General features: G+C 64.4%; 6 protein-coding genes. 2 read left to right on the plus strand and 4 right to left on the minus strand.

Annotation, left to right across the window (positions count from 1 at the left end):
* Positions 1 to 3294 (plus strand): DNA polymerase III subunit alpha (locus tag ACIQ2E_RS11585; RefSeq protein WP_398330558.1); only part of this gene is annotated, 3294 nt, incomplete at its 5' end.
* Here ACIQ2E_RS11585 and ACIQ2E_RS11590 read toward each other — a convergent pair.
* From ACIQ2E_RS11590 to ruvA, 3 genes are read right to left on the minus strand one after another with little or no spacing between them, the layout of a single operon-like run.
* On the minus strand, positions 3269 to 3676 hold the full coding sequence (locus ACIQ2E_RS11590) for a PAM68 family protein (protein ID WP_398330561.1): 408 nt from the start codon (positions 3674 to 3676) through the stop codon (positions 3269 to 3271). The genes ACIQ2E_RS11585 and ACIQ2E_RS11590 overlap by 26 nt on opposite strands.
* A gap of 2 nt (positions 3677 to 3678) precedes the next feature.
* Positions 3679 to 3948, minus strand: a complete 270-nt coding sequence (gene rpsO / locus ACIQ2E_RS11595) for a 30S ribosomal protein S15 (RefSeq protein ID WP_010307963.1) — start codon at positions 3946 to 3948, stop codon at positions 3679 to 3681.
* A 60-nt stretch (positions 3949 to 4008) separates the two neighbouring features.
* Positions 4009 to 4671, minus strand: a complete 663-nt coding sequence (ruvA, locus tag ACIQ2E_RS11600) for a Holliday junction branch migration protein RuvA (protein ID WP_398330565.1) — start codon at positions 4669 to 4671, stop codon at positions 4009 to 4011.
* Here ruvA and ACIQ2E_RS11605 point away from each other — a divergent pair.
* On the plus strand, positions 4670 to 5149 hold the full coding sequence (locus ACIQ2E_RS11605; RefSeq protein ID WP_398330568.1) for a hypothetical protein: 480 nt from the start codon (positions 4670 to 4672) through the stop codon (positions 5147 to 5149). The genes ruvA and ACIQ2E_RS11605 overlap by 2 nt on opposite strands.
* Here ACIQ2E_RS11605 and ACIQ2E_RS11610 read toward each other — a convergent pair.
* Positions 5124 to 5996: a DMT family transporter gene (locus ACIQ2E_RS11610; RefSeq protein ID WP_398330571.1), complete on the minus strand. Its 873-nt coding sequence runs from the start codon at positions 5994 to 5996 to the stop codon at positions 5124 to 5126. The two genes, ACIQ2E_RS11605 and ACIQ2E_RS11610, sit on opposite strands and share 26 nt — an antisense overlap.
* Positions 5997 to 6090 lie beyond the last annotated feature (94 nt).

Below are 6090 nucleotides of genomic sequence, written 5' to 3' on the forward strand. Positions count from 1 at the left end.
AAGGAACGCCGCTACCACCTGGTGGTGCTGGCCAAGAACGCGGTGGGGTACCGCAACTTGGTGAAGCTCACCAGCATCAGCCACCTGCGCGGCATGCGCGGCCGTGGCATCTTTTCGCGCGCCTGCATCGATAAGCCCACCCTTGAGCACTACAGCGAGGGCTTGATCGTGGCCACCGCCTGTCTTGGCGGAGAGATCTCCCAGGCGATCCTGCGCGGTCGCCCCGATGTGGCTAGGGATGTGGCCCGCTGGTATCAGGGCGTGTTCGGCGACAACTTCTACCTGGAGATCCAGGACCACGGCTCACCGGAAGATCGCATCGTGAATGTGGAGATGGTGCGCATCTCCCGCGAGCTCGGCATTCCCGTCGTTGCCACCAACGACGCCCATTACCTCACCAGCAACGACGCCGAAGCCCACGACGCCCTGCTCTGCATCCTCACCGGCAAGCTCGTCACCGACGAGAAGCGGCTCCGCTACACCGGCACCGAATACATCAAGGGCGAAGAGGAGATGCTCGGCCTGTTCGCCGATCACCTCGAGCCTGAGGTGGTGGCAGAGGCCGTGGCCAACACTGCTCTGGTGGCCGAGAAGGTGGAGGACTACGACATCCTCGGCCGCTATCAGATGCCGCGGTTCCCGATCCCGGAGGGCCATACGCCGGTGAGCTACCTGCGCGAGGTGAGCGAGCAGGGGCTGCGCGCCCGGCTCCACCTGCCTGAGAGCGAAGCCTTCACGCCGGAGTACGGCGAGCGGCTCACCTTCGAGCTGCAGGTGATGGAGCAGATGGGATTCCCCACCTACTTCCTGGTGGTGTGGGACTACATCCGCTTCGCCCGTGAGAACGGCATCCCGGTGGGGCCCGGCCGTGGCTCGGCCGCTGGCTCCCTGGTGGCCTACGCCCTTGGGATCACGAACATCGATCCGGTCACGAACGGCCTGCTGTTCGAGCGGTTCTTGAATCCAGAACGCAAATCGATGCCGGATATCGACACCGACTTCTGTATCGAGCGCCGTGGTGAGGTGATCGACTACGTGACCCGCCGCTACGGCGAGGAGAAGGTGGCGCAGATCATCACCTTCAACCGCATGACCTCCAAGGCGGTGCTCAAGGATGTGGCCCGCGTGCTCGACATTCCCTATGGCGATGCCGACCGCCTGGCCAAGTTGATCCCGGTGGTGCGCGGTAAACCCGCCAAGCTCAAGGAGATGATCGGCGAGGAATCGCCGGCGCCGGAATTCCGCGAGAAATATCAAACCGACCCGGCGGTGAAGCGCTGGGTGGACATGGCGATGCGGATCGAAGGCACCAACAAAACCTTCGGTGTGCACGCCGCCGGTGTGGTGATCGCCGCCGATCCCCTTGATGAGGTGGTGCCGCTGCAGCGCAACAACGACGGCCAGGTGATCACCCAGTACTTCATGGAAGACGTGGAGTCGATGGGACTCCTGAAGATGGACTTCCTCGGCCTCAAAAACCTCACCATGATCGATAAGACCATCGATCTGGTGGAGCAGAGCACTGGCCACAAGGTGGATCCCGATGCCCTGCCCCTCGATGATCCCGGCACCTACGGCCTGCTGGCCCGCGGTGATCTCGAAGGCATCTTTCAGCTCGAATCGAGCGGCATGCGCCAGATCGTGCGTGATCTCAAACCATCATCGCTGGAGGACATTTCGTCAATTCTGGCGCTCTATCGCCCGGGTCCGCTCGATGCCGGCCTGATTCCCAAGTTCATCAACCGCAAGCACGGCCGCGAGGCGATCGATTTCGCCCACGCCAAGCTTGAGCCGATCCTGCAGGAAACCTACGGGATCATGGTGTATCAGGAGCAGATCATGCGTATCGCGCAGGATCTGGCTGGCTATTCACTTGGAGAAGCTGATCTGCTTCGCCGAGCGATGGGCAAGAAGAAGAAAAGCGAGATGGAGAAGCACCAGAGCATCTTCGTGAATGGTGCCACGGAGCGAGGCGTTGATCCAAAGATCGCAGAAGCACTATTTGAGCAGATGGTGCTTTTCGCCGAATACTGCTTCAACAAGAGCCATTCCACCGCCTATGGCGCGGTGACCTATCAAACCGCTTACCTCAAGGCCCATTACCCAGTGGCCTACATGGCGGCGCTGCTCACGGTCAATGCCGGCACCACCGACAAGGTGCAGCGCTACATCTCCAACTGCAATGCCATGGGTATCGAGGTGATGCCGCCGGATGTGAATGCTTCGGGCATTGATTTCACCCCTGTGGGTGATCGAATCCTGTTTGGCCTTTCAGCCGTGCGCAATCTCGGCGATGGCGCCATCCGGGCGCTGCTGGAGGCCCGCAGCAGCGATGGCCCCTTCCGCTCCCTGGCTGATCTCTGCGACCGAATCCCCGGCACCACGCTCAATCGCCGCTCGCTCGAATCGCTGATTCACTGCGGCGCCCTCGATGCCCTGGAGCCCAAGGCCAATCGTGCCCAGCTGATGGCCGATCTCGATCTGATCGTGGATTGGGCCGGATCCCGCGCCCGTGATCGTGCGAGTGGCCAGGGCAACCTGTTCGATCTGCTTGGCGGAGGGGGAGCTGATGCCGCGGTGGCCTCGGCCGCTGGCGGTGATCTGAGCACGTCCCCCAAAGCGGCCCCAGTGCCCGACTATCCCCCCACCGAAAAGCTGCGGCTGGAGAAAGAGCTGGTGGGCTTTTACCTCTCTGATCACCCGCTCAAGCAGCTCACCCGGCCTGTGCAGCTGCTTTCACCGGTGGGTTTAGGCAGCCTCGAGGAGCAGGCCGATAAGGCCCGGGTGAGTGTGGTGGGTATGGTGGCCGGTCTGCGGCCGGTCACCACCCGTAAGGGCGATCGCATGGCTGTGCTGCAGCTGGAGGATCTCAGCGGCAGCTGTGAGGCGGTGGTCTTCCCGAAGACCTATGCCCGCCTGGCTGATTTCCTGATGGTGGATGCGCGCCTGCTGATTTGGGCGTCGGTGGATCGGCGCGATGAGCAGGTGCAGTTGATTGTTGACGACTGCCGCGTGATCGATGAACTGAAGGTGCTGCTGGTGGAGCTGGAGGGCAGTGAGGCCAGCGATATCGCCGTGCAGCACAAGCTGCGCGAATGCCTCAATCAGCACCGCACCGATAAAGATGACGCCGGTGTGCGCGTACCGGTGGTGGCGATGGTGCGCCACCACGGCCAAACCCGTTTCGTGCGCCTGGGCCATCAGTTCTGCGTGCGCGACAGCAAGGCCGCGCTCAGCAGCCTCACTGCTCAGGCCTTCCGGGCCCGCCTCAGCTCGCCGCTGGTGGCCGCTTGATTGAGCTGCGCAGGCGGCTGATGTTTAGGCCGATCTGCTCGATTCCCAGCAGGCTGCCGGCACCCGGCTCCCAGCTGGCGGAGAGCACCCCGTAGCTCAACCCCACGAGGCCCAACAAGAAGAATCCCCCTGATGTCACCAGAGTGACGCCGGGGGGAATATCCAACACGCCTTTGCTCACCAGCAGATAGCTCGCCACAAAGGTGGACATCCCAAGAATGCTGGGGATGCCGGTGGCGATCGCCACACGCCGGGCCATGCGATTGGCCACGTAGTCGGGGATCGTCTGCTGGGCCTTGGCCTTGGTCTTGTTCAGGCTGGCAGGGGGCTGTGGTCCGAGACCACCGCCGCCGCTGGTGCGGTTCTTCCCCTTGCCTGCCATCGTCAGCCGCGAATGCCGAGCTTCTGGATCAGAGCGATGTAGCGCTGCTCGCTGTTGCTGCGCAGGTAGCTCAGCAGACGCTTGCGGCGGCCGATCATCTTCAGCAGACCCTGCCGCGAAGAGAAATCGTGGATGTTGTTCTGCAGGTGTCCGCTCAGCTTGCTGATGCGCTCGCTCAGCATGGCCACCTGAACCTCAACAGAACCGGTGTCGGTGCCGTGGGTCTGATGAGCGTTGATCAGTTCCTGCTTCTTGGTGGTGTCGAGCGACATGCGCGGCGTCTGGCCCTGACGGTGCAAACATCCAACTTACCGCCTCGTGGTCACCCAACCTCAGGCCGCCTGGCTGCGGGAGAGCCAGCGCAGACACTCCCGCAGCCAGTCATCGGCGGCTTCGATCTCAGGGCTTTGCAGGGCTGCCACGGCCCTGAGGGCACGGTTGATCTCCAGCGCTTCGTAGCCAAGGGCCGTGAGGGTGAGGCTCACCTCATCGCGCACCGCGTTGGGCAGCGCCTGCGTTTCGCCGTTGGCCGTGAGGCTCAGATCGGCCGTGTCTCCCGGATCGGCACTGCTGCCAAAGCGCTCCTGCAGGCGGGTTCGCAATTCCACCGCCAGGCGTTCGGCGGTGCGTTTGCCCACCCCCGGCGCCTGGGTGAGCAGCCGCAGGTCGGCCTGCACGATGGCGCGCACCAGCTCCTCGCAGCTCAGCTGCCCCAACAGCCCGAGCGCCATTTGCGGCCCGACACCGCTCACCGCCACCAATTCCCGAAACAGATCACGCTCGGCGCGGCTGGCGAATCCGTAGAGCGTCCAGGCGTCCTCGCGGATCACCTGATGAATGTGCAGGCTCAGAGCACTGCCTTCCTCCCCCAGGCGATCCCACTGGCGACGGGGCATCTGCACCTCGTAGCCCACCCCGCCGCACACCAGCATCAAGCCGCAGCGGCTGGCCTGCTGCCAGCGATCGGCGAGTTGCCCTTGCAGCCAGCCGATCATGGAAGCACCGTTGATGCACCCCATGCTGCCCGCTCCGCCAACCCCACTCCCCCTGCTGGCAGCGCTGCGCCGGGTCGTGGCGCTGTTGCTCTCTGTGGTGCTCAGTTTCACGCTGAGCGCCTGCGGTGGTGCGCAACCCTCGCAAAAGGTGCTGCTCTCGGCTCTCGCCCTGCAAATTGATCTCACCCAGCGCTCGATTGCTGAGGCCCTGCAGCTCAACCCGGCTGACGGCTTGCCCCAGGTGAGCCGGGTGCGGGTGGAATCCCAGCAGGCCATCCCGATCGGCAGCAGCAAGGGTTTGCATCTCACCGGCCGCTTCGACTGGCGGCTGCCGAGCGATCCGATCCGCGTCGACAGCGCTTTCGATCTCTACCTGCAGCGGGGCGAGCGCGGCCAGAGCTGGCGCTTGGCACGTCCCAGCGGCAGCAGCGATGGCTCCACCCAGGACTGGATCATCGATCCTTTGCCGATCGCCTGAGGCTGAGCAGGGTTGCGGCGAGCACCAGCGCCATCGCCAGGGCGGTGTCGGGGTCGAGCGCTTCCCCGAAAAACCACCAACCCCACAGGGCTGCTAGCGGCACCTGGCCGTAGCTCAGGGCTGTAGCCCGCGCCGCCGGCATGCCCAGCAAGCCGTTGGTGACCCCCAGCTGCCCCAGTTGGGTGAACAGGCCCACACCCACCAGGGCCAGCGCTTCCCAGGCCGTGGGCCACACCGGCTGCAGCAGCACCAGTGGCGTGGTGAGCACCAGACCCACCAGCGGGAAATAGAACACGATTACGAGCGGGTGCTCCGTTCGCCCCAGCGCTCGCACGCTCACATAGGCGCAGGCTGAGAGCAGCGCACCAGCAATTGCCAGGAGCACACCGGCTAGGGGCAGAGGCGTGGCAGTGCTCTCCAGCCAACGGCTGGTGATGGGGCCGAGCAAGCCCATCAAGTCGTTCGGATTGTTGAGCACCACCACCGCCAGCCAGCCCAGCAACGCTGCGAGCAGCACTCGGGGCCCTACCCGCTCCCGCAGAAGTAGCCAAGCCAGCAGTGCCGTGAATGTGGGTTGCAGGTACTGCAGCACCGTGGCTGGCGCCAGCGGCAGTTGCGCCAGGGCCGCGAATACGCACAGCAGGGCGCCCGTGCCGATCACCCCGCGCAGCACCAGCAGGCCCCGCCGCTTCCCCCAGGGGTTCAACCCCGCCTGCTTCAGCATCGCGATGCTCAGCAGCAGGCTCACCGCCGACCTGGCCAGGACCACCTCCGCCACGGGGATTCGGCTGCCCACTGCCTTCACACACACGCCCATCAGGCTGAAACTGATGGCGCTGGACAGCATCCACAGGGTTGCCCTGCCATCCTGAAGTCGCACCCGTGCGCGCAGCGTGTCTGCTCCCCGCCTCCACCCCCGCACGATCGAGGCCGTCAAGGAA

This window comes from Vulcanococcus sp. (assembly GCF_044369115.1).
GTDB lineage: Bacteria > Cyanobacteriota > Cyanobacteriia > PCC-6307 > Cyanobiaceae > Vulcanococcus.

Bases quoted from the DNA above. Each gene is read 5' to 3' on its own strand.
- ACIQ2E_RS11590 (WP_398330561.1), bottom strand. From the start codon at position 3,676: ATGGCAGGCAAGGGGAAGAACCGCACCAGCGGCGGCGGTGGTCTCGGA.
- rpsO (WP_010307963.1), bottom strand. From the start codon at position 3,948: ATGTCGCTCGACACCACCAAGAAGCAGGAACTGATCAACGCTCATCAG.
- ACIQ2E_RS11605 (WP_398330568.1), top strand. From the start codon at position 4,670: ATGGAAGCACCGTTGATGCACCCCATGCTGCCCGCTCCGCCAACCCCA.
- ruvA (WP_398330565.1), bottom strand. From the start codon at position 4,671: ATGATCGGCTGGCTGCAAGGGCAACTCGCCGATCGCTGGCAGCAGGCC.
- ACIQ2E_RS11610 (WP_398330571.1), bottom strand. From the start codon at position 5,996: ATGCTGTCCAGCGCCATCAGTTTCAGCCTGATGGGCGTGTGTGTGAAG.